The 21,593-nt window shown below is 53.5% G+C and carries 15 protein-coding genes; 10 read left to right on the plus strand and 5 right to left on the minus strand.

The window, feature by feature from the left end; genetic code table 11:
- Positions 1–8: 8 nt before the first annotated feature.
- Positions 9–617: a hypothetical protein gene (locus AC1RQG_RS13840; protein WP_493132239.1), complete on the plus strand. Its 609-nt coding sequence runs from the start codon at positions 9–11 to the stop codon at positions 615–617.
- On the opposite strand, the gene AC1RQG_RS13845 is transcribed toward AC1RQG_RS13840, so the two are convergent.
- The gene (locus AC1RQG_RS13845; RefSeq protein WP_493132241.1) at positions 597–1,172 is read right to left on the minus strand and encodes a hypothetical protein; all 576 of its coding nucleotides are present in this window, start codon (positions 1,170–1,172) and stop codon (positions 597–599) included. The genes AC1RQG_RS13840 and AC1RQG_RS13845 overlap by 21 nt on opposite strands.
- A 14-nt stretch (positions 1,173–1,186) precedes the next feature.
- Between AC1RQG_RS13845 and AC1RQG_RS13850 the strand changes: the two genes are divergently transcribed.
- Positions 1,187–1,447 carry an alkaline phosphatase family protein gene (locus AC1RQG_RS13850; protein ID WP_493132243.1) on the plus strand — a complete coding sequence of 87 codons (261 nt, stop codon included), beginning with the start codon at positions 1,187–1,189 and terminating at the stop codon, positions 1,445–1,447.
- Here AC1RQG_RS13850 and avs3b read toward each other — a convergent pair.
- Both avs3b and avs3a read right to left on the minus strand, forming a co-directional pair.
- Complete coding sequence (avs3b, locus tag AC1RQG_RS13855; RefSeq protein ID WP_493132245.1) at positions 1,372–2,067, minus strand: AVAST type 3 anti-phage protein Avs3b; 696 nt, start codon at positions 2,065–2,067, stop codon at positions 1,372–1,374. The genes AC1RQG_RS13850 and avs3b overlap by 76 nt on opposite strands.
- The gene (gene avs3a / locus AC1RQG_RS13860; protein ID WP_493132247.1) at positions 2,033–8,395 is read right to left on the minus strand and encodes an AVAST type 3 anti-phage nuclease/ATPase Avs3a; all 6,363 of its coding nucleotides are present in this window, start codon (positions 8,393–8,395) and stop codon (positions 2,033–2,035) included. Before avs3a ends, avs3b begins: the two co-directional genes overlap by 35 nt.
- Before the next feature lie 546 nt (positions 8,396–8,941).
- Between avs3a and AC1RQG_RS13865 the strand changes: the two genes are divergently transcribed.
- The 6 genes from AC1RQG_RS13865 to AC1RQG_RS13890 all read left to right on the plus strand — a co-directional run bounded on the left by AC1RQG_RS13865 (position 8,942) and on the right by AC1RQG_RS13890 (position 17,597).
- On the plus strand, positions 8,942–9,430 hold the full coding sequence (locus tag AC1RQG_RS13865; protein WP_493132249.1) for a hypothetical protein: 489 nt from the start codon (positions 8,942–8,944) through the stop codon (positions 9,428–9,430).
- A 109-nt stretch (positions 9,431–9,539) separates the two neighbouring features.
- Positions 9,540–9,830 (plus strand): H-NS histone family protein, encoded by a 291-nt coding sequence (locus AC1RQG_RS13870; protein ID WP_493132251.1) that lies wholly within the window; start codon positions 9,540–9,542, stop codon positions 9,828–9,830.
- A 537-nt stretch (positions 9,831–10,367) separates the two neighbouring features.
- The gene (locus tag AC1RQG_RS13875) at positions 10,368–11,330 is read left to right on the plus strand and encodes a HamA C-terminal domain-containing protein (RefSeq protein WP_493132253.1); all 963 of its coding nucleotides are present in this window, start codon (positions 10,368–10,370) and stop codon (positions 11,328–11,330) included.
- On the plus strand, positions 11,327–13,954 hold the full coding sequence (locus tag AC1RQG_RS13880) for a DEAD/DEAH box helicase (RefSeq protein WP_493132255.1): 2,628 nt from the start codon (positions 11,327–11,329) through the stop codon (positions 13,952–13,954). Before AC1RQG_RS13875 ends, AC1RQG_RS13880 begins: the two co-directional genes overlap by 4 nt.
- 174 nt (positions 13,955–14,128) lie before the next feature.
- Positions 14,129–15,283: a hypothetical protein gene (locus AC1RQG_RS13885; protein WP_493132257.1), complete on the plus strand. Its 1,155-nt coding sequence runs from the start codon at positions 14,129–14,131 to the stop codon at positions 15,281–15,283.
- Between the two features lie 430 nt (positions 15,284–15,713).
- Positions 15,714–17,597 carry a serine/threonine protein kinase gene (locus AC1RQG_RS13890; protein ID WP_493132258.1) on the plus strand — a complete coding sequence of 628 codons (1,884 nt, stop codon included), beginning with the start codon at positions 15,714–15,716 and terminating at the stop codon, positions 17,595–17,597.
- Between the two features lie 38 nt (positions 17,598–17,635).
- Here the strand turns inward: AC1RQG_RS13890 and AC1RQG_RS13895 are convergent, their stop codons facing one another.
- Together AC1RQG_RS13895 and AC1RQG_RS13900 are read right to left on the minus strand one after the other, a co-directional pair.
- On the minus strand, positions 17,636–18,214 hold the full coding sequence (locus AC1RQG_RS13895; RefSeq protein WP_493132260.1) for an HAD domain-containing protein: 579 nt from the start codon (positions 18,212–18,214) through the stop codon (positions 17,636–17,638).
- A gap of 82 nt (positions 18,215–18,296) precedes the next feature.
- Positions 18,297–18,875 (minus strand): hypothetical protein, encoded by a 579-nt coding sequence (locus AC1RQG_RS13900; RefSeq protein ID WP_493132262.1) that lies wholly within the window; start codon positions 18,873–18,875, stop codon positions 18,297–18,299.
- Between the two features lie 755 nt (positions 18,876–19,630).
- Between AC1RQG_RS13900 and AC1RQG_RS13905 the strand changes: the two genes are divergently transcribed.
- Both AC1RQG_RS13905 and AC1RQG_RS13910 read left to right on the plus strand, forming a co-directional pair.
- Positions 19,631–19,846, plus strand: coding sequence for a helix-turn-helix domain-containing protein (locus AC1RQG_RS13905; protein ID WP_493132526.1), 216 nt, complete (start codon positions 19,631–19,633; stop codon positions 19,844–19,846).
- Between the two features lie 712 nt (positions 19,847–20,558).
- Entirely contained in the window at positions 20,559–21,587 is a 1,029-nt protein-coding gene (locus AC1RQG_RS13910) for an ABC transporter substrate-binding protein (protein ID WP_493132264.1), read from the plus strand.
- Positions 21,588–21,593: the final 6 nt, after the last annotated feature.

Here is a 21,593-nt window from a genome sequence, read left to right on the forward strand (position 1 = left end):
AAACGCTGGTGTTAGTCACCGCCCACCACGAAATAAGGGGAATTCCTATTAACAACATCGCCGTGACCTTTCCGCCGGACTTTACTTGCGCTGCCCAGCCAGTGCTTAATCCGCAGGGTCAAACCCTTCACAAGTTATGCGAGGAATACTTCTATCTCAGTCAGAAGAAATCTAACCGCCATCCAGTGCTTAGTAAGGTTCGCCTTACGGATGCCTTTAACGTTAATTGCACCTGCATCAACAGAATTCAGCTCAACGTTATTTCGTTTGAGCTTCTTGTCACCACTGGCAACGGTTACCCGAGGCTCGTGTTCGAGGTCGGAAATTTAACTCAATCTGAGCCTTACCGTAGCCAAAACGCGCTCAAGGCTGCGATTACGAAATCGGTCAGTATTCCGAGGTGGCACAAATGCTTCGACGGACCGTTTCCCTCGCTCGAAGTGGTGCATAAAGAGGCAGGCCTGGGCGGCGTAGACACCAGATGCACTGAGGTTGAAAAGCGCGACCTCAATGCGGCCGACATCGAGCTCTGGCTTATTCGCCAGAACTGGCAATTCCCCGCGGGATGGGAATTTGTCACCAGCTACGAGGCATATTTAGCCAAGTCCAAGGTGTAGGGGCTGCGGCGGCACGCGGGCGGTAAGCACGAACGTCGGGTGCTGGCTGGTCAGCAGCAAGAACATCTCCCAGGTTGCAAGCGAGATGGCGCGATAGCCGGGGCGCCTGACTTCGGCCTCGTAGCTCTGCCAGGTGCGCTCCGGGCGCTCCTGCGCCGGTGAGACGAGCAGCGCGCTTCGCTCTGCGGCAGTTTGACCGCCTTGCGGCCCGATTTCACTTGCGCCGGCGCAGGCTAGTCGACGCGCGCGATAATCGGACCGAACGCTCACTTTACCGTCGCCCAGCATCTTGAACTGGGCCTCCGTATTTATCTTCTCCGTAAAGGGCCGCGTGCCCTCGATGCTGGTTTCGCTCAACGTCAACAGTGCGCGCTCCAAAGTGGTCTCGAACATGCCATAGGCGACGATGAACGAGCCAATGAGCATGAGGTGATTTGGCTCGAGCCCAAGCATCATCAACCGAGACTGGATTTCCAGCGATTTGGCCGGGTAGTTGTACGGCTGGTACAGGTCGAGGACGACAGCAACGAATAGGCTAGCGACATACTCCTTCATTACCCCCCGCGTTCATGGGCACGCCGGAAAGTCCTGTCAACAGCACGCACGCACCAGCAGATGTGCGCCCGGCAGAGAAGCTCGTCGCCGACATCTACAACGCGCTGAAAAGGCATGAGGACGTCTGGAAGAAAACGCTGTTCATCATTGTCTTTGACGTGCATGATTTCCGCGCATCGCCGCAGTTCCAGCGGCCTCATCATTCATCATCAGATTCAACGTCAGTCACTTCATCGGGCGGCAAATTGTGCATTTCTCTCAGGTATGCTGCATGAGAAGCTGCTAGAGACGCAAATTGCTCCAGCTTATTTATCTTGTTCTCCAATATTTCACGGGATAATTTCGCCTCATCAGAGGAACGGTCAAGGCCACCGTCAATAAAGTTGATGATGCGGACTTCAAGCGTCACATCCGCTTCCGCATCGACAGCGCTCTGTATCCAAGGCTTCGATTCTTCTGAGGCCTGCTCGGCCGCCTCGGCCAAAAAGTACTGCACCAAAATCCGCGACGCGTCGTCAAGTTCCTCCGCGAGGCCAAGCAACTTCGCAACGACATCTTCAACTTCAACGTCTGCCGGCGGCTCGTGCATAAAGCGAAATCGCGAACCGTTGGTGGCATCAAGTGAGTCAAGCGTCCGCAGGAGTGGCTCTAACTTTTTCAAGGGACGGAGTCGAGGCGGCAGACTGTACCTCTGCGCCCATAGCTGAAAGACCAATTCAGCACACGAGTTTTGTGCCGTGACTCTGTCCTCAGGAGGGGCAGCCTCGGCGTTGTGGATACGTTCAGCAAGCAGGTGCGCCATCCACTGAGTAAGTTCGTCGTCTCCAAGCTTCAGCTGTACGATAAGCCGCTTGCCGAGTTCAATCACTGCTCTTGAGCGTTCTAGCGATTCCATCTTCTTCAATTAGGTAGTAGCGGTTGTAGGGGGACACATACGAGCTATGGTCATCATTATCTGAACTATAGCGCGGGCCCCGTCGGCGCAGCCTGAGACCAACGACAAGGAAGTGCCCAGGATTGGCGGCGAGGAGCTCCTTAAGAAAAGCTCTGTCAGCACTCAAGCGGGTACCTGGAATTGTCTCCTCTTCGCGACCGTAACCACTCGATTGGGTCCATGTCTCACTTCGCATGAGCGCACCGTTCTTGGTCACCCACCTACGCCCATCGTCCACGGAGCGTAAGCCCATCGTTGAGATTGTGGCGGCGTTCGGCTCATCGCCGGGAACACGTACGCGCTCACCCCAAGGGTCGTATTCGTCAACACCAGATGATTCACCGTGGTCAGACTTCCACCGACGTAGCCTGAATTGAGCACTCAGGTTAATCACCGATGTCGGCTCAGGAGCTTCACCATTTGACCTCGTGGCCGCGTCTTCATCCGGCATCGCTTGGTCTTCCTCGAATCGGAAGAAGTAGCCTCGGGGGTCCGAGGATGTTTGCGCCGCGCAGAGAAATGCCGCCGCAGAGAGTCTTGGTACCAACGCACTGTTCACCGAAATGGTCTCTACGGAGTCATTTATACCACTTGTCCAGTCCCCGGCTACTACCTGCAGCCCCTCGTCGGTCTCCATAAGACTATCGAGATGGTCAGTGGTTATCTGCCAGCGCCATTCTTTGTCGCCGTATCTCTCCGGAGCAGGAGGAATCTTGGTAAGTTGAGGGTCGCGTCTATCCGCCGCCCACTTGCCGTCCTTGCGCGTAAGAAGGCGATATTCAATCCATTCGTCAAAGTCATTTTCGATGCTGTAGGTCGCCTTGCCAACCGGGTTGGTTTTAAGCAGCTTCGCAGCCACTATCATCAGTGCATGATACGCACTGTACGCCGCAAGGTCTTCAACGCGGGGCATGGTTCCGTGTGAGTGGCTGGTCTGCTCGTGTGCAAATACGCCATGCGTGTAGCGCGCGTCGTGATTACGCCTGGCGGTAATACCCCCCATATACTCGCGGATGGCTTGGACGGCGCGTCTAGCAATTCCGCTTGGCGATATGCCGAAGACTCGGCCTAGAGGAGTAAGCCAATATGGGCCAATGTCCAATCCAAAGTGGTATTCATCCACGACCTCGTCAGTCGAGTCGCCGGATGCCTCTGACTCTATCTCAGGTTCTCTATAGGAAGCATGCTCGACGAGTGGCAATTCAGTTGCGTTGATTTTCTCAGGGTCGCCCAGCGTGGTTGCCTCACCCAAAAGTTCAGGAAGTTCGCGCAAAGCGCTGGCTGCGAAATGACGCAGGAGCACGTGCTCTTCCTTAGCTGACGTTAAGAGAAAATCGCCAAAGAGGAACACCATATCACGATGCTCAGCAGCGCACCGAGCTAGCGCAATGTTGAGCCACAGACGAGAATGCCATTCATAAAAGACAAACCGCTTATCAACGAAAGCGCCCGGTTTGCTCACGACAGCCACTTTGGCGAGTGCAGACAGTACCGGGACCCAACCAAGCTCGATGGTCGCCCGCACGGCGTGTGCAGCCTCCCAGCGCACAGACGCACTAGGTGAGCCTAGTGCGGCCCACAGATAACCAGCCACCGCGCCCTCGCAGCTATCCTCCGGCTTCATGACATCGCTCCAGGGACCGTCGCCGTCTTGGGGACGCATGTCCATCTCGTGAAGTGACAGCCCAAAGTGCAACGCGTCGTCGGCCTCGTCGCTCGTTAAAAGATGAGACAGCGATTCCAGCATTTGAAAGAGCTCTCCAGAGTTAAGCGTCGAGACTTTGACAAGAAACCCTTCAAGCGTTACTTCCACAATCTGGTCATCGGTAACAATGCCTTCGCTGATGAGCTCGCGGTATGGAAACGAGCTTCCCCACCTCCGTCTCCTGGCCCACTCGGGGCTTCTTCTACATACGGCTAGCGCTACGCTTGCCAGTGCCTTGCGTAGAGCAACCGGCTTCATACTTTGCTGCCCGAGCACATCTAAGAGATGCCTTAATTCATAGTTCCCAAAATCCGGCCACTGCGCAACGGCTAGACAGAACTCGGCGGCACCGCCCAAGCCACATCGCTGCAGCGCCTCTGTGTAGAACTCAAAAGTCTGGTAAGGCGGGTCGAAATCTTTCAGTAGCAAGTAAGCGCTGCGAAGCTCCACTGAGCTCGTTAGGTCTACTCCGTTGAATAGAACATTCCAATCGGGGTCGTTGCGCTTCACCGACATCTGCGGCGCGTTCTGCCTTACAGAATTCCCGCTATCACTCTTCGGTTGCCTCGATGCAGCGAGAAGCCTGTCAAGGTCGGAATCCACGAAGTCGCAAGCGCGTGCCAGCGTTGAAACTCCCTCGAGGTCGCTCTCGGCAGGCGAGCTGAACTTAAAATAGCGATAGCCAACACCGAGAATTTTGCGCTGAACATCCTTGGCAGACTCGTGTTCAAGAGCTTTCGCCAGGTCCTCTGCCCGTGACCACTTGTCGCCAATCGGGCAAAGCGCAATTGGCGCTATGGGCGGTAACAGGCCGCGCTTCACTGAGCGGTCGACAGCGATTTTCAAAAGTTTGTCTGCGTATCCAAGCTTCCGGTCTCGCCAACGGCTCAGAGTTGCTATCGTGGAAGCTGGGCATAAGCTCAATAATCCATCGATGGTGTGGTTCCAGTCGAAATGTTTGTCTCTTTCAACATAATCGTAAGCTAGCTCTGCGCCTCGTGCTAGCCTGTAGGCAGACTTTGGTCGGACTGAGCTGTTCTTTCCGCTTGCCTCGGCGAGGCAAAGGAGCGCCCCCCAGCGGTCCGAGTTCTCCTCCCCGATGCGGCTTGAAATCTCTACCGCCCGCTCGAAATAGGAGCGGGCCTCCGCTTTACTGGTCAGGAAAATGGCGCGCGCAAGATTTTGGTAGGACTCGACTCTAGATTCAGCGCGTTCACGTTGATTTTCTATAGCTTCGTAGGTCCGAACAGACACTTCGAGCGCAATACTCTCGAGGGCTTTTTTGCGGGCTGCCAGGCGACAGATAGCTGTCATGGCAGCGGTCCCGAAAGCGTCCGCGTTCTCTTTAAACCAGTTCAGAAATGCGGCAAGGGTTTTGGTGTCCGATACCGACGCATCACGTATCGCTCGTATCCATTCCAGTGCCGCGATTTGCTCTAAGTTGAAGACATTGTAGTAATCTTTAGACCCAGCAGCTTTCGTTGCATTGAGCGCCTCCTGGGTGGCCGCATTAAACTCGGGCGGAATCTTTCCACACGCAATCTCCGCGGTCAGGCGGAACCAAGCCAAGACACCTCCCGTAGACAGTTCAAACGCTTCGGTTTCGGAGCTTCTGCTGTGATGGTTCGGTTTTTTCTCCAGTTCTTCACGAATTTCTTTTGGGGCTAAATCAATAAGCACAAGTTGCCTGCCCAATAATGCGGCCTCTAGACAGTACGCCCTCAGTATCGCCGGCCGTTCCGAACCGTGACGCGTAGTCAATTCTATGGGCGGGTGTTCTGGCAGATAGCGACGTATGACCTTCGCCCATGTCGCGTCATCACGAGGCAGCGCTTGTAGTGCCTGTAAAACAGCGGATGCGACACCGTTAAGCACGCTCCAGTTGGAAGTCGACCTATCCGGGTTATGAAGTTGAATTCGGCGGCTAGCCAGTGCTCTCATGAGTGTCTCAACCGGTTTGGCCGGAAGAGTGTGACCACCATTGCACGCTTCGACGGCCAATCCCAGCATTAGCCAGATATCTCGCGCGCCGTGTTGCGCCAACTGGTCAAGCAATTCATATCGTCCAAGGTCAACAAGGCGACGCGCCAAGATACCGCCTGCGGTCATAGAGAGCGGCCTTGGACTCCACACGCTGAGAAATTTGACTGCGTCTTGCGGTCCTTCCGCTAGCAGCTTAGCCATCGCCAGTTCGGCAATGTCGCTAGCTTCAACTTGCTCGTTCGATTTTTCACGCTCTTCCTGGGGCATGTCTGCCCACGAATATAGCCAATCTATCGCCATCCTTAAGTGGCTTCGCGCTTCAGAAAGGAATTCCACTCGCCCCGCCAGCAAGCCAGCTTCATAGGCGTGATGAGCACCTGTCCAAGTTCCCCGGAATGCGCGCCGAGACACCAGTTCGTCGATACGGTCGGAAGAAAGAAGCGCAGACGCGATGTCGGTGTTTCCCTGTATTAGGTCATTCTGGCGCGCGACGCCGGCGAGTTCACCGGCTAATTTGAGCGCAAGTTTTGCCGCCGAAGCGTAGCGTTTCTCTTGTAGGCAAGCCTTCAACGCAAAGGTCAAGCGCTGCACCTCCACATCACGACGTTCGAGCGGGTTCGCTGTGGGCAGACCTTCGGAAGATAGAGCCAATTCGACCAGCTCATCCATTCGCCCCGCTGCCAGCAGCAGTTGGGGAATGGCCGATGCGACATAAGAGCTAGAGGCTGTTAGGGGCTTCAATCGATGCAAAAAAGTAGCCAGCTTTTCCTTTTCAGGCTGGAAGTTCTGCCGGAACCAAGTTTCTGAAGGCTCATCTAGGAAGTGAAGACTTCCACCTTTCACCAGCAGCGGTCGTCCCAAATCATAGGCGAAGCTCTTTACTGCGCTTTCAGTCGTGCCTGAAATCTCAGCAAGAACTGCAATTGGAACCAACGGCCGCAGCACGGCTAAGCCTTCGCAGATTAGTCCAATCTGTTCAGCTTCGACATGGCCTTCTCGAAACTTCAGCTTCTCGACCGCTTGCGCCAGCAGGTCGGCGATAGCCCGCTCAACTGTCGATGGTGAAGGCCCTAACGCCTTCAACATGTCCTTTAATGGCAGCTTACGACTCAAAGCCACCGCCTGAACTCGCGGATTGGAACTGCTTAAAAATCCGAAATCGGAGATATCGCTATCGGTAGCGTCTGGATAGAAATTCTTTAGGTGTTTAGCTGTCTCCTCGCGGCTGAATGGGCGAAGTTCAACAAGAATCGCATCGGGTGGTGCCTGCAAATGGTCTCGCCGATGGGTCCGGCAGGTGAGCACAAGCTTCACACCATCCGGCATCACCGTACGAATGAGGTCGGGCACGAAGGCCGGGTCATCGAACTCTCTAGCTGCCATAACCGCATTGTCCGCAGCATCGACTATCAAAAAGAGGTTGGCAAGGGGAGTTTTGGCTCGAAGTAAGGTGACAGCCTGAGCCAGTCTTGCCACAAATGCGCGCATGTACTGCTTGCTATCCGTTCCCCGAACTGGAATCAACGGATGACACAACCCCTGAGCGGCAAGCTCGTTTGCTATTTGCGGAAGCGCGTCCTTTTCTCGGTGTCGGTAATGTTGCGCGCTTCTGTAAAGCCCATCGCCAAAGCAATCGTAGAGAACCGCGACGGAACCTTCGGGGGCAGACTTGGAAAGCTGCCACACGAGGATTGACTTCCCGACGCCACCTTCTGCATGCAGGATGACAGGGTGAGTCGCGGACTCCAGAATAGCGCGAATTTCTCCCTCCTGCTCCCGCGGAAGTGTGCCGTCAGCAGGGCCTGCAATCAAGCACGGTGCTGGCAAAAGGTCCGCCTCATCAGTCTCGAGCGCACGGAGTACATCAGGACGACGAATAGATGGATTCGAAGCTTGCTCAGACGTAGCCTTCCTCGTCACCAACTCCTTGAGCTGAAGCGGAGCACCGGAATCAGTCTCGACCAGGTATGTTCTTACATCCTTGAACAGTAGATTGCGCTGATTCCAGAGGTCAGGTTCCCCCGGTTCAATTGTGAAGAGCTTGAAAAAATTTGCCTTCTCACTTTCGAGTCCCTTCACATATCCGAGCAGAGTATTCGCAACTGAAGGGTGTCGCGTAGTTTTCCCAGCGGCGAGGTCCGCTAGCGCTTCAATCACTTTCTCATCGATGGGACGGTTGGTCGTGAAGGTGAAGCGCAAGGTATCCTTGAGTTCATCCCACGTGAACGCCTCGCGCAGCTTCGCAAAACGGTCTGCAAAGCCTTTAAGCGTGTTGCTCAGCCCGCTGGCAGTCCACGGGTCGCGCGCACGCTTCGTAGAATGCTTCAACTGCACATAGCGAATGAGGCGCGCGTCCTTTAACCTCTCGCTGCCAAAGTAGAAACCTACATCGATAAGCTCATCGCCTTCGTTGGCAGAGCCCGGCCCCTCGAGAGCCGATGCGCCCTCAATGGAAATGGCAACCAAGTCGCTAACGCCCGGCAATAGCGATAGGCAGTGGCGCGCGGCCCAATGATAGTGGAACTGGTCGCCATCTCTGCTCGTTCGCACCAAGTCCGAGTCGGTGGTTACAGCACCGGCGGTAGTAGCTTTCGAGTTCATGAAGCTTCAGAATTCCGCAGCTGCGTACCGTCACCTTCTAATAATTCGGCCGGGCCAATAATAAGCATAAGTGCATTCGTGAAAGTTGCATAAACCAGAGTCACAACACGAGCGAGCTCTGTTTTGTGTTGACTATCGTACAAAGGTAACATTCGGATTGTAGAATCATGCTTTATTTGCACAACTTCATATTGCCACGTTGGACGCATTTCAGATAGTCCTCTGCGGAAGAAGTAGCCATCTGTTAAGGGGCAATTTGCGCTGTGCAGCTATGACTTGGTTTGCGGACATTCCACCCACTCTGGCTTGCGGACTTTTGGTGTCGAGGTCGCAGGTCTTTGGCATCGGCGAGCAATGACTAGCGCGACGCAAGCTCTCGCTCCTGGTCACCGCCCTTGATGTGGCAATCCTGCGGCCGGAGCGCTACGATGTTTGGCTCAGTTCTAAAAATCCTGAGTTTGCGCGCACGCATAGAGCTGTACCCTGCTAATGAATTGAGCGCACAGCCGGTGCTGGCCAATTCAACCACCTAGAGGAAACCAATTTATGGAGCAACCTTTTCCCCAAATGCTGTTACCACAAGCGTTGACTTACGAGTTTCTGGGAACATTTGCGCGCTGTGAATATGCCCTCAAAAGCTCAGGTTTCGCAAAAGGCAAAACGGCCTCAGTAGAGGCAAACTGGGATACTTTTGCTACAGCTATCGATTGGCACTTGCGGCGTGTAACCGACGAGGCCTTCAAGCAAGCCGTACATTTTCTATTAAGCGAGCCTCCGCGAAAGCAGGTCCTTCGGAATGGAAGGGTTGATTGGAAAGACTCGCCGCCCGACCCAAACCTCCCCAAAGCGCAGCAGGTGCTCCTGATGGTTCGCCGAATTAGGAACAACCTGTTTCATGGCGCAAAAGTGTGGTCACCAGAGTATGGCAATCGTGCCCGCGACATCAAGCTGGTTGAAGCCGGATTACTCGTTCTCAAGCACTGCAGTTCACTCAACCGAGAGGTACAGTTGGCCTACGAGATTGGGGCCTTCTAATCCTCTCGCCAAACGGACGTCTACTGATTCCTCTTTTGGATTTCCACTGGTCTGCGGTTCCTGATGATGATAGATTACCAGCATTACAGGCCAACCTTGGAAATCACACATGAGTACATACGCCGAAATCAAAGCGCAAATTGCGGAGCTGGAAAACAAGGCAAAAGAGGTGCGCATATCGGAGGTTGCGTCGGCGAAAGCAAAGATTGCTGAAATCATGCGGACCTATGGTCTGACCATTAGTGACATTGGCAACATCGCAAAGCCGACGATATCGAAGGTCCGCCGGCCAGTTCCACCAAAATACCGTGATACGGCAACCGGTGAAACCTGGACGGGCCGCGGCCGCGCCCCTCGATGGTTGGCGGGTAAAAACAAAGACGATTTTCTTGTCAAGTAACTGCCTGGATGATGTGATTGAGCGCTTTGAAGATGGCGGCGGCACGGCTAGATGAGCGTGCCGCCATTTTCATTTAACCCTTCGACTAGAGCAGCACCACCCATTGCTCCTTGGCGCTGCAGCCGCCTACACGCTTCCTTCAATCGCTTCTTAGTGAATCCGAACCCTTATCTCAGGACTTTTATTGTCATTGGAGAGTGTGAGAGAGCTTTTATATTGAAAATAAATATGCATAAACGTGCGTGTTTATGCTTAATGCCCAGTCCTACTTGAAATTTCCTCTGCGCAGCTCCTTGTTCATCCGTACCGCCTCATCTTGCTCACTGCGAATCCGCGCCTCGAGCTTCGGGTTTGCAGCCAGATTTGTGCGTGCTGACAACGGGAATTGCATTCGGATATTGATTTTTTAATACAACAAACATGTAAAATAGCAATTACATATCGGGCGTCAGGGCCGCCGCCCACGACAAATTTCGGAGAGAGCGTAGTGCCGACTAGAACGACTGAAGGTTGCGGCAGCGAACCTGGACAACGCTCATGACGAACGCGAAAAATAGCTTTGGCGCATTATTGGACCCGATTCATGGCGTCGACAACGTCCTGAAGGAAGTGACGATGACGCCGCCGCTCGAACAGCCGCGGCTTCTTTTCGTTCGAATGCAGGAACACATTCCGCAAGTCAATGCGCTTGCGGAATTGCTCGTTGACCAGCTCGTCAACTACGTCATACCTCTTCGCAAACGGAGAGAAGCCTCCGCCCAGAGCAACAACTCGGCGACGGGCGGCGATTTGGCAGCGGCATTGCGGCTTCGCCGCGAGGCCAAACGACTCCTAGTCACGTATAACCAGAAGCACCCCGGACGCTATGGCGAAGTCGGCGAGCTCATTGCGTATGTTGTCGCGGTGCGATACCTCGGCGCGGCGCAGCTCGGCGCGAAAATGGCGCTTAAGACGTCTTCCGAAATGCCAGTGCATGGGGTTGACGGATTGCATGGCAGTCAAGCTGACGATGGGTCCGTTCTCTTCTACCTGCTGGAATCAAAGCTAACCCCAAGCGCAACGGATGCGTCGCGAGAAATGGTCGATTCCATCGCGGAGCATCAGGCAGACCGGGGACGGATGCTGAACGAACTTCGCCTTGTTAGCGATTTGTCTAACCTAGATTCTTTAGAGGGAGATGCGCGTGTGGCGGCTAAGTCGTTCTTCAACTCCTACACTGGCGATGGCAGCCATCTCCGGCGTCGCGACATCCACGTCGGTAGTCTCGTATTCAGCGAGAGTGCCTTCCAAGACAAACTGCCTCGTGACCTCAGTAAGCCGCCAGAAATTCATGAGGAACATCTAGAGAAGTTGTATGCGGCCAAGCACGGCGCGTTCAGCAAGAACCTGAAGAATCAGGCCGATGCGAAAGGCGTTGACCTGGGCGGGTGCATCGTCTTTTTGGTTGCTATACCTGATGTCAATGAATTCAAGCGAATCTTTTCCGAGTTGAACACATGAGCACATTCGCCACCGAAGTTTCGTTTGAAATCCGACAGGAGCCGGGCTTCTGGAGAGACCTTGCCGAACTTCGCGCGGTAGGCATCCGGTCGACAGTACTGCAGGAAAATGAGCAGGTCCGCATTGAAGGACCAGTTCTTGCCGAACAGGCCCTGACGCGCCTGCTCAATACCGCGAGTGTCTTCGCATCCGCAAAGGACGAAGAGAGTAAGGACCTGGCTCAGCAGATTGCGGTGTTCGCAAGTTTGGCCTCGGTCGACGATGTCGTTCGCGAGGCAAGCATTAGCATTCTTTCTGACCTCGGCAACTTCCCCGGTCTCCGTAAATTGGAACACGAGCATCCTGTCGACCTCGGCTTCGAAACCTACATGCGCAGCTCACTACTACGAGAGCTCAACACTGTCGATATGGCCGGCGCACGGGTGCCGCTGACGGAGTACCAGCTCGACCTCTGGCGAAGCTTGGACTCGTCTCCGGCTACAGCTGTCTCCGCGCCGACCTCGTCTGGAAAGTCTTTTGTTGTGCTTGAGCATTTGGCCGAGCGCGCCATTGCATCCAAGCGATTTGGCGCAATCTATATTGCACCGACACGGGCGTTGCTGGCTGAGATACACGGCAAATTGGAAAAACGCCTGTCGAGCATTTCCGATTCCATCCGAATCACGACCATTCCGGTGCCCGACCCAGAGAGCCGGCCGAAACAAATTTACGTGCTTACACAGGAGCGAGCCCAGTTTCTTCTGTCGACGGTCGCCGTCGCCGGCCTCATTGACATTGTCATTTCCGACGAGGCACAGTCCCTCGGTGACGACAGCCGAGGCATGATTTTGCAGGACACGCTTGAGAAGTTGCGCGAGTCCAATCCTGCTGCTCGCTTCCTTTTTTTGGCGCCGGGGGCCTCTGGCCTACAGCTGATTGGCGACTGCATCGGGCTTCCCGAAATCACCGTAAAGGAAACGGCTATTTCACCGGTGGTGCAGAACCGAATCAGTGTTGGTTTTTCCGTCCTCGACGAGCACATGGTGCGTCTCGACTTGGTTACTCCGAAGAAGCTTGAGCCAATCGGGACGTACCAGTTCAAACGTGGGTTTGCGTTAAGCGACGACACGAAGCTCGCGGCGGTCGCGCTCGAGCTGGGTGCATCAGGCCGGTCCTTGGTTTATGCCACGGGAGCCAAAAACGCGGAAGATTTAACGGAACTACTCGCACGTAATCGCCAATCTGAAGGCTCGAAGGGGTTATCTGACCTAGCGAAATTCATCGAGCAACATATCCACAAGCAATATTCTCTTGCGAATTATGTGCGGCAAGGTGTCGCTTTCCACTATGGAAACATGCCGAGCCTCTTGCGCGAAGGAATTGAGGCGGCGTTCAAGCGTGGCGAACTGGATTACCTTTGTTGCACAACCACTCTGTTTCAGGGAGTGAATCTCCCTGCACGGAACGTCTTCATTGATACGCCAACTCGGGGTAAGGGCGCGGCGCTCGATGAAGCTTCGCTGTGGAACTTCGCTGGTCGTGCGGGGCGTCTTGGTGAGGAATTGGTTGGCAATGTGTTCCTCGTGAACTACGCGAATTGGGAGACGAAACCACTAAGCGAGCGCAAGCCGTTCCCAATGCAGTCGGCTTTCAAGCAAACAGTAGAGAAGGATTTTGATGCGGTCGTTGAGGCACTGAAGGCTGCCGTGGACAAGGCTCCCATTATTGTGCGCGACCGCGCGTCTGGCGACCGGATTACCGCTGCGGCAGGTCTAATCCTGGTTCGTTCGTCCGAGAACACACTGGACGGGTTGCTAGGACGCCGTAATCTCTCGCTAACTACTCAGCAAAAAGACACCCTCACGATGCTGGCTGACCAGGCGCTTACGAGCCTTGAGCTACCGACTTCGGTTTTGACCACTAGCTGGATGCTCGACCCAGTCGCACTCGCAGGCCTTCTGCAGCGGATTCGTGAACTTGTGCGTCAGCGCGACTTCTCGAAATTGATGCCCTCGAATCCCTCGGGCGACGCGTACACAGTGTATAACTCGATTATCCGCCGACTGTATAAGTATCTAGGAGGTATGAACCTTTCAGGAGAAGAGGGGAAAAAACAGCGCGGCTATGTTAACCACGTGACAGTTACAGCCTTGAAGTGGATGCAAGGCGAACCATTGACGCAGTTAGTCGCCGAAGCCGTAAAGTACAAGAAGAAGGTCGCGCAGCAAGCGAACAAACGGCCACTCACTCAGGCGGCTATCGATGGCGCAATCCGGGAAATGTTCACGCTTATCGAACAAACGATTCGATTCAAACTTGTCCAGTGGGCGAAGGCCTACGTCGACCTTCTGAAATACGCCCTTGTCCAAGAGGGGCTGGAAGATAAGGTTACCCAGGTCTACGACTTCTCGTTGGCTCTTGAACTCGGGGTGTCGACGCACACTGGTCGTTCGCTGGTCGAATTCGGCTTGTCGCGAATCACAGCCGCCGCAATTGCCTCGCTTATTACGGATTCGTCGATGAATTCGGACCAGGTTCGCACTTGGTTCTTACAGCAGTCGACGTCCTTGGTACAGCAACTGTCACCGTTGGTGGTAGCTGAATTGAGTGAACGCGGTCTGGTTTCGGCCGAATACTCGGATTGAATTTCAGAACTCGCCAAGCTTCCAATAATTTGGAAGCTTGGTGGCCGATATTAAGCGTTACGCGTTGGGTTCCGGCGCGGATGGTACTCCCCATACGACGGGGGAGCCGTAATTACGGACTGCGATTGGCGCAAGCCCTTCAACGTTTGCATCATGAAAAAAGGCGGTCGCCGAATGGCATTAGCAAATTCATTTTTTACCACGAAAGGTCTGTTTGTACGTCGGCTGAATGAGAACCGGTACACCGTTCATGATGTCTTTGGCACAAGCTGCTTGCCATTCACTACGAAAAACGAAACCGAACTTGTCGATGTATTGTTAGCCAAGTTTAAAATACGACCGTTGGTCGACGTCCAAAACCTAAGTGAGTTTCCACACTATAGTGAATTCAGGTGGAATCAGCTCGAGTATTACTATGTTGCCCATTTAAACTACGCACTTCACACCTATTTGGTGGCTGATTCACAATCGTCAAAATATCACGATGAGCAATACTTTCTGCCCATCGCCTACCTCGAACTAGGGCACGGAGATGGCGCTCGTCAAACTTTAGAAATAATAGACAGAACTGTGCGCGATGCAATAGAAAAGGGAATTGCACCTTTCTCAGCCGAGACATTAGAAACTTGGCTCGTAATAAGTCAATTTAAACGAATCTGTACTGAAATAATGTCTCTCATCAGCCGTGCGATAGCATCATTCATCGACTTATTGAAAGTGCAGCGCTCCTGCATAATTAATGCAGTGCCATCAATTTCTCAACTTCGGACAAATGAAGTAATTCATCGTGGCCATGATTCTTATGCTGCAGCGACCGCTGCGTCGATGTCTGCAATTTCAATGTGCACATCACTCGACTTGTTGAGCAAACTTATTCACTATCTCGACCAATTAGACCCTAAAGCTCTAAAGTTTAAACCAGCTGGAGGACGTCATTTTTCAGACCTGACCAAGTTCAACGCTCGGCGCGTGCCTAGGGAGATTGGGAGCGAGCTCATGCTCGAACGCAGTTCCAATGCAGATATTGCGGAGCTTATCCAGTTTCGCCATGACGTCGTTCACTCCACATCCGCCCTAGAACTCGAGAAGGTCTACGTTGGAATTGCTACTGCTGAAATAAACGATATGCCATTGCACTATTCTTTCCAAGGCTGGCGCGATTGTCTTCCAAACGGACAGCCTGAACGGTATTTGGGCCGAGATTTCTTTATCGAGAGCCATCAGGACATAGAGCAGCGCCTCTTTACTTGGTTGCAATCTGTCATAGCACTTCAACTTAAAGCCGGAAAGCGCATCCACGAATTCTTGCTAGCAAATAAAATGGATTAGTCTATGTCACTAGGCAATAAGGTGACCGTAGCACATTGAAGCCGATTAACGGCTCCGAACAGTTTTGGCCCTCATAATTGTTGGACTGGCCGATGAAGCCCACGAGATTGTCAAAGCCGACAATTTTATGGTCATCAGCGTTATAACCAACGACGCTATCTAATAAGTGGAGACGGAGGGGCGGCTTATCCAACTGTCTCTAGGGCTGCATTGAGCTGCAAAAGCTCCAGCAACTGCCGATGCGCGCTTACCGGCAGGGATTGAGCCATGTCACTCTGCCCTAAGAGAACCTCAACCGTCAACGACGAGCGTTGGTCATCGATGCGGCGGCGATTGAAGAGATTATTACCGAGGTCTTCGAATGATTTGCGGTGGCAGGGACCAGCAGGTTTAAAATTGCGAATTATGTTTTGAGAACCAGGAGCGGTAAATGGTTTTAGTGCCAAAGAAGAAAACAGAGCTTCAGCAGGTGTCGATGGAGGTCAAACTATTGAAGCAAATTGGCGCAGGTGGCAATGGGGTCGTCTATTCGGGCACACATGTCAGCTTGGGCTCGGTTGCTGCGAAGTTCATGCTTAACAATGACAAGAAGCGCTACGGTCGGTTCTGCGATGAAGTTAAAATCGTTACTGGTCTGTTGCAGGGTTCACCTCGAGTGTTGCCCATTTTGGAGGCTCACTTAGCTGCCCCTGATATAGACGTTCCATATTACATCATGCCACTCGCTGAACCGGTCACAAAGGTGCTTGCAGGGACAGTATGGGACGCCAAATTGCTAGCATTAGCTGAACTGGCCGAGGGGTTGGTTGACATTCATAAAAGCTTGGTAGCACATAGAGATATCAAGCCTGAAAACCTGTTTTTTTTCGGTGGCACGTACCGCTATGGAGATTTCGGGATTGCGTCATTTCCAGACAAGCTGGGACTCACGGAAGAGAATGAGCCGATGGGTCCATGGGCATATATGGCCCGCGAGATGCTCGACAGTCCCACCACAGCCGACCCATATAAAGCCGACATTTACAGTTTGGCGAAAACTGTATGGGCCATTTTGACCGAAGAGAAGGTGCCGTTTGCCGGTCAGTACAGTGCCACAGGCCGCGAGTCTTTGAGCGCAAGCTCGCAGTCCAAAGGCTTCGTTACCGAGCCGCTAGAGAGCCTGTTGAGCGACAGTACTATGTCCACCCCTTCCGCAAGACCGACTGCCTCAGAATTCGCAAGACGTCTGCGCGATGTAATTCAATTGCAGTCCGATTTTCGTAGGGGAAATACCGCTCAGTGGGCTGCAGCTGAGCTCGATGCTGTCTCTGGGCCCGGCCTCGTGCGAGCACGGTGGGAGACGGTTGAATATATCGCAAGTGCTCTTGGAATTTTGTCGCGCCGCGATGGCTTAAACCACTTCTTCTTTCCAGAAGGAGGAGGCCAACAAATATCACGAGTCAGTGTCTGTGAAAACGGCACTATGTTATCACTAGAAATTCCCTTTGGCGGCAAGCTCATATTGAAGCCGCTGCGGTTGACTTTGGAGCGGTTTGTTGGCAAACCGGAACTTGGCTATGCTGTTCTTGAAACCTCAGAAGTTACGCCATTGGGTGTTGACAAGAGACACGCAACCACGACGTCAGAGATGCTGCGGCAGGTTGGGGATTGTGACTATGTGGCTGATGACACAAACGATGATGAGCCAGCCAACTCTTCTGTGGGCGTATGCTGTGAAAGACGCTTCAAAGAAGGAATTTTTGTTTTCGCACCGACGGGTGGAATCTACAACGCAATTGACGACTACATGGGCACAGCCCAAGCACGCGGCGTTGAAGGTTTGCGTGAATTATTCCAGGGTTATTTCGAGGAGCTTAACGCCGAAGCCGAAATTGATTCTATGCATTTGCGGCCGTTCGTACGGTTATTAAAGGCGTCAAATCATCCTAGGCAGGAACTGGTCCTAGAGCACTTGGATTTGCAGCTGCTTCAGAAACTGATTCAGTTTGACGATGCGCTTGCTGCGGAACAAAAGAGCTGTCAAAGCCCCGGTCGAGAAAGTATCTTTGAATCTATATTGGCTGAGCCAACTGCAGCTGAGATTTCCGCCGAGCAGCTGCTGGAAAAGATGACGAAGCAGCAACTTGCGGAGACTTTTTCACTCCTTAATATCGGAAGGAACGCGCGAACTCCCGAAGAAATGAAAGAGAATACGGCTGAAAATATTGCGGCCAATCATCGTGCTGACTATGTTTATGGGAAGCTCGGCAAGTCGTTTCTTCGGAAAGCCTTAACTCGCTTCGGACTTTCGATTACTATGCCGCCGGCGAAATAGTGCACACGTTAGGGCCAAGGGCGTTTTCTTGGCTTTTGCTAATACACCAGTGCGGCACTGCCACTTGCTCTTTGGCGCTGCAGCTGTCTACGTGCCTCTTTCAACCTCCGCTTAGTGAATCCGTATCCGCTCCTGCACAAGACAACGTGTCCGTCCAGTGCGAGGGGAGAGTGCGCCAGGCGGGTCCCGCTCCAGCTGTCGTCAATGATGAGGAACGGCTGCGACGGCTCACGATGTGCCTCGAGCCACCACTCGATTTCATCTCTCCTACTTGACGAAAGTGCCCGCGGCGTTCTCCATTCCGCATGCAGGTTCTCCACTACGAACAATAGCTGCGTCCGAGTCAAGGCTTCGCACATCTGCTCGCGGTCGAGATATGTTGCCCATGACGAACTAATAACGTAAAGCGGTTTGAACTCAACATGCAGCTGACGCAAATTCTCTGCAGCGCCCGAGTCAACAAGGCGCTCCCATATCTCTGGATAGTCTGGAATTCTTTGCTTGAATATTCTCAACATCTCGCCGCTATGATGCGTATCGTCCAAGCAAAGGACGTCGTCCATGTCGAGAAATACGAGGGGGGGAGCGTCATGCCTCATACTGCCATCCTTTTCCATGTATGTTGCCTCTTAATCTCATTACTCGGTATCAAGTTAGTGTATTTCTCCTATTTACTAGGCTGAAATACCACTGGAAAATTTAAGTGAACTTTGGCCAAATACGGCTCCAATCACTGTCGTGTTTGATAGACGCCAGCACTAGGTCCCGCGTGAACGCAACGTCATACGTACGTTCGTCATCAGAAAATGTGGTCAAATGCATGCCGTGCAATTTTTGGCGATACCGAACATAGGTTAGCCGACTCAGTCCATGCAGCGGTAGGGCAGACTCGAATACTGCCGAAAGAGCTTCGTCAAAAGCGCAGACCGTGGCAACGCTTGCTCGATAATAATCGTCTGGAGCGCAACCATCGCGAAGTAGCGCCTTCATACGCTCTTTTGCGTTATATAACGCCGCCAGAGCTTGTTTTTCACGAAGAAAGTCAGGGAAGTTTTCTTGGCAGTAAACATGGATTAAGTGTTCGAATTCTGAAGCAAGCTCCCTTGGGTCGGTTTGCTTAATCATGGATTTAAGATAGCTCCACTTTTTGTTATTGGTTGCGTTGAACTTTTGGTTTGTCACGACATAACGCCCCCATGCTATCGACTCTTCGTTGAGAACGAATTGACGGCCTAGCCATGGCCGTGAGTATTCTGGGCGAATGTTTTCTACGAGCATTTTTACCCTCTTAGGAAAACGAATAATCCTGCATTTTAATTTTGATTTACACGCGTTCTGAAAGACTTTCCCACATCCACATTTTCGGGCAAACTTCAAATGATATTTCAGTATGGGTGATAAAAATATAATCGAATACTGGCCAACTTCCTGTTAGAAGTACCTTTTTTCGCGACATCAAGACTTCAACTACGCGCATTGAAGCAGTTGCTGTATGTGCACGTGACATGAGTGTCACTACTTGCGCTTGTGTCATTTTCGACGGAAAGCCGGCGATTCTATAGAACTCTGATAGTGCTATGCGATGAGTGCACGTCTCCTTGTGTTTCTCTGCATACGCAACAATAGCTTTAATGACCTGAACAACGTTTAAGGCCAATCCGGGCGTGTGCAGGTTGAACGTCGAAATTCTCATTTGTAGTCTACTTCGGTGAAGTGTTCAGTCTTTTAATTTCTTGGCTCGTAGGACGACTCCAAAGTCTTCGTCCGAACCGAGTACGAATTTCTGTTTCGGCTAGGGCACTTCGTTCGGGTTTGTTGGTGTTACAGCCTTAGTCAGCACCTCGAACTGTTAACAAAGTTAACAACCGGGACAAAGAGCAATATTCCACAATAGAATATTCTATCATAGAATATTCTGATTTGGAATATCACTCTCCCACGTGCACGCTGTCGCTCTCAGCACGCGACGGCCGACAATGGAAAAGACAATTTACACACGGGAGTACGGTGTCATGCTTAAGGTTCTTCGTGACATGCGTGAACAGGTGTCTCTCACTCAAACAGAACTCGCATCCAAGTTGAGCGTCACGCAAGTATTCATCAGCAAGTGTGAGAGCGGTCAGCGCCGGTTAGACCTAATAGAACTACGAGCATGGTGCACGGCGATGGGCGTCTCGACACCAGCTTTTCTCAAAGCAGTTGAAGATGAAATAGCTAACACACAGGCGCAAAGTGATTTACCCGAGTGAGCCATGGCGAAAGCCCGCTGCCGCGTAACATCTCTAACCGAACGGGCGCCCTACAATCATGCAGATGACCGAGACGGGGCCGTCGAGTGGCCTTGAGCTAAGTAGATTTCGGGTAAGCCGGGTTCCAGACTGAACTGGCGCGAGAGTCTGCAGCCAGGCGAGGGTGAACGCCCGTAAAGGAAGGGTTAGCTCGAGCACATACTGGCGAGAAATTTAAGTGCACACCGGCTGTACGGCTGCGACTAAACAGCACGGTAGATGTGATTCCAAGTGGGGCCCAGCGTGGACCAATGTGTAGGTCTGTTTGAACGGCCGGCATAGCAATTGTCTGGGCAACCCCGGTCGACAAGAAAGTGTAGTTGTTAACTTCGTCCGGGCAGCTAATGCAACGTTCGTGGTAGCGCTGTATCCAGCTTGCTCTGTGGTCTTCACCTATAGCAGGCAATCGCTAAATCTTGCTGTAGCTCGTCTACAGGGAAGGGGGGCAGCAAGCTCGCTGATGCAATAAAATGCATCCAAATGCATATTGCCGACGTTGCGCGTTTCTCATATGGCAGCAGTCGTTTCAGCTTTGTCCATCTCATGTGGTAACCTAATATAAGGGTTCGATTCCCTTCACCCGCTCCAATCGATGTGACAACAAACGAGTTGTTCCGGTTTCCATGTCCGCTCTCGCCACCGCGTCGGCCCCGCGCCAGACGTTGTTCCTCTTATGTTGACCGGGCCGCCGCCGGCCCTGCGTGCCGCGTGGCATGGCGTGCTGGCCATGCTGGCCGCGCTGCTGCTGGCGGCCGTCGCCGTGCCGGCCCGCGCCGCCGCCGACACCATCCTGGTGGTGGAAAGCTACAACGCCGAGATGCCATGGGACGCCAACTACAAGGAGGCGTTGCAAGAGGCGCTGGGCAGGAAGTACCGCCTCGAGTATTTTCAGATGGACACCAAGCGCCTGCCGCGCGAGCGGCACGCGGCCATGGCCGACAAGGCCTGGGCGCTGTACCAGGCGCTGCACCCGGTGCTGGTGATCCTCGGCGACGACGCGGCCCTCAAGCTGCTGGCGCCGCGCCTGGGCACCACGGCCACGCCCGTGGTCTACCTCGGCATCAACAACAATCCGCGCGAATATTTCGACGCCAGGCTCACCAGGAACATCACGGGTGTGCTGGAGCGGCCCATCCTCAAGCGCAACATCGCGCTCGTATCCGAGCTGGTGCCGCAGGCGAAGCGCGCGCTGGTGTTGTTCGATACCGACATCACGTCCCAGGTGGTGCGCCAGGAGACGTTCGAGGGCAGGGCGCGCCAGCAGATCGGCGCCACCGTCGTCGAACTGAAGCTGGTGGGCCAGTGGGAACAATGGCAGGCCGAGGTGCTGAAGGCGAAGGACAACTACGACGTGATCTTCGTCGGCCTGTACCAGGCGCTGCACGACGGGGCCGGCAAGAGCGTCAACACGACGGACCAGGTGGCGCGCTGGACGGCGGCCCACGCGCCGGTGCCCATCTTCGGTTTCTGGGACTGGGCCGTGGGGCCGGAGAAGACCATCGGCGGCCTGGTGCTGTATGGCCGCGACCAGGGCAAGGCGGCGGCCGAGATCGCGCTCAGGATCCTGTCCGGCACGCCGCCCGAGCGCATCTACCCCGTCACGGCCGACCGCGGCAAATTCCTCTACAGCCGCAAGCAGTTGCAACGCTTCCACCTCACGCTGCCGGCCCATATCGCGGCCGAAGCCAGTTACACGGACTGACGGGAT

The sequence above is a fragment of the Rugamonas sp. GW822-FHT03B10 genome, assembly GCF_058801745.1.

Bases quoted from the DNA above. Each gene is read 5' to 3' on its own strand.
- AC1RQG_RS13900 (WP_493132262.1), bottom strand. From the start codon at position 18,875: ATGCTCGTAGAAAACATTCGCCCAGAATACTCACGGCCATGGCTAGGC.
- AC1RQG_RS13910 (WP_493132264.1), top strand. From the start codon at position 20,559: ATGTTGACCGGGCCGCCGCCGGCCCTGCGTGCCGCGTGGCATGGCGTG.
- AC1RQG_RS13885 (WP_493132257.1), top strand. From the start codon at position 14,129: ATGGCATTAGCAAATTCATTTTTTACCACGAAAGGTCTGTTTGTACGT.
- AC1RQG_RS13905 (WP_493132526.1), top strand. From the start codon at position 19,631: ATGCGTGAACAGGTGTCTCTCACTCAAACAGAACTCGCATCCAAGTTG.
- avs3b (WP_493132245.1), bottom strand. From the start codon at position 2,067: ATGGAATCGCTAGAACGCTCAAGAGCAGTGATTGAACTCGGCAAGCGG.
- AC1RQG_RS13865 (WP_493132249.1), top strand. From the start codon at position 8,942: ATGGAGCAACCTTTTCCCCAAATGCTGTTACCACAAGCGTTGACTTAC.
- AC1RQG_RS13875 (WP_493132253.1), top strand. From the start codon at position 10,368: ATGACGAACGCGAAAAATAGCTTTGGCGCATTATTGGACCCGATTCAT.
- AC1RQG_RS13845 (WP_493132241.1), bottom strand. From the start codon at position 1,172: ATGAAGGAGTATGTCGCTAGCCTATTCGTTGCTGTCGTCCTCGACCTG.
- avs3a (WP_493132247.1), bottom strand. From the start codon at position 8,395: ATGAACTCGAAAGCTACTACCGCCGGTGCTGTAACCACCGACTCGGAC.
- AC1RQG_RS13850 (WP_493132243.1), top strand. From the start codon at position 1,187: ATGGGCACGCCGGAAAGTCCTGTCAACAGCACGCACGCACCAGCAGAT.
- AC1RQG_RS13890 (WP_493132258.1), top strand. From the start codon at position 15,714: ATGGTTTTAGTGCCAAAGAAGAAAACAGAGCTTCAGCAGGTGTCGATG.
- AC1RQG_RS13870 (WP_493132251.1), top strand. From the start codon at position 9,540: ATGAGTACATACGCCGAAATCAAAGCGCAAATTGCGGAGCTGGAAAAC.
- AC1RQG_RS13880 (WP_493132255.1), top strand. From the start codon at position 11,327: ATGAGCACATTCGCCACCGAAGTTTCGTTTGAAATCCGACAGGAGCCG.
- AC1RQG_RS13895 (WP_493132260.1), bottom strand. From the start codon at position 18,214: ATGGAAAAGGATGGCAGTATGAGGCATGACGCTCCCCCCCTCGTATTT.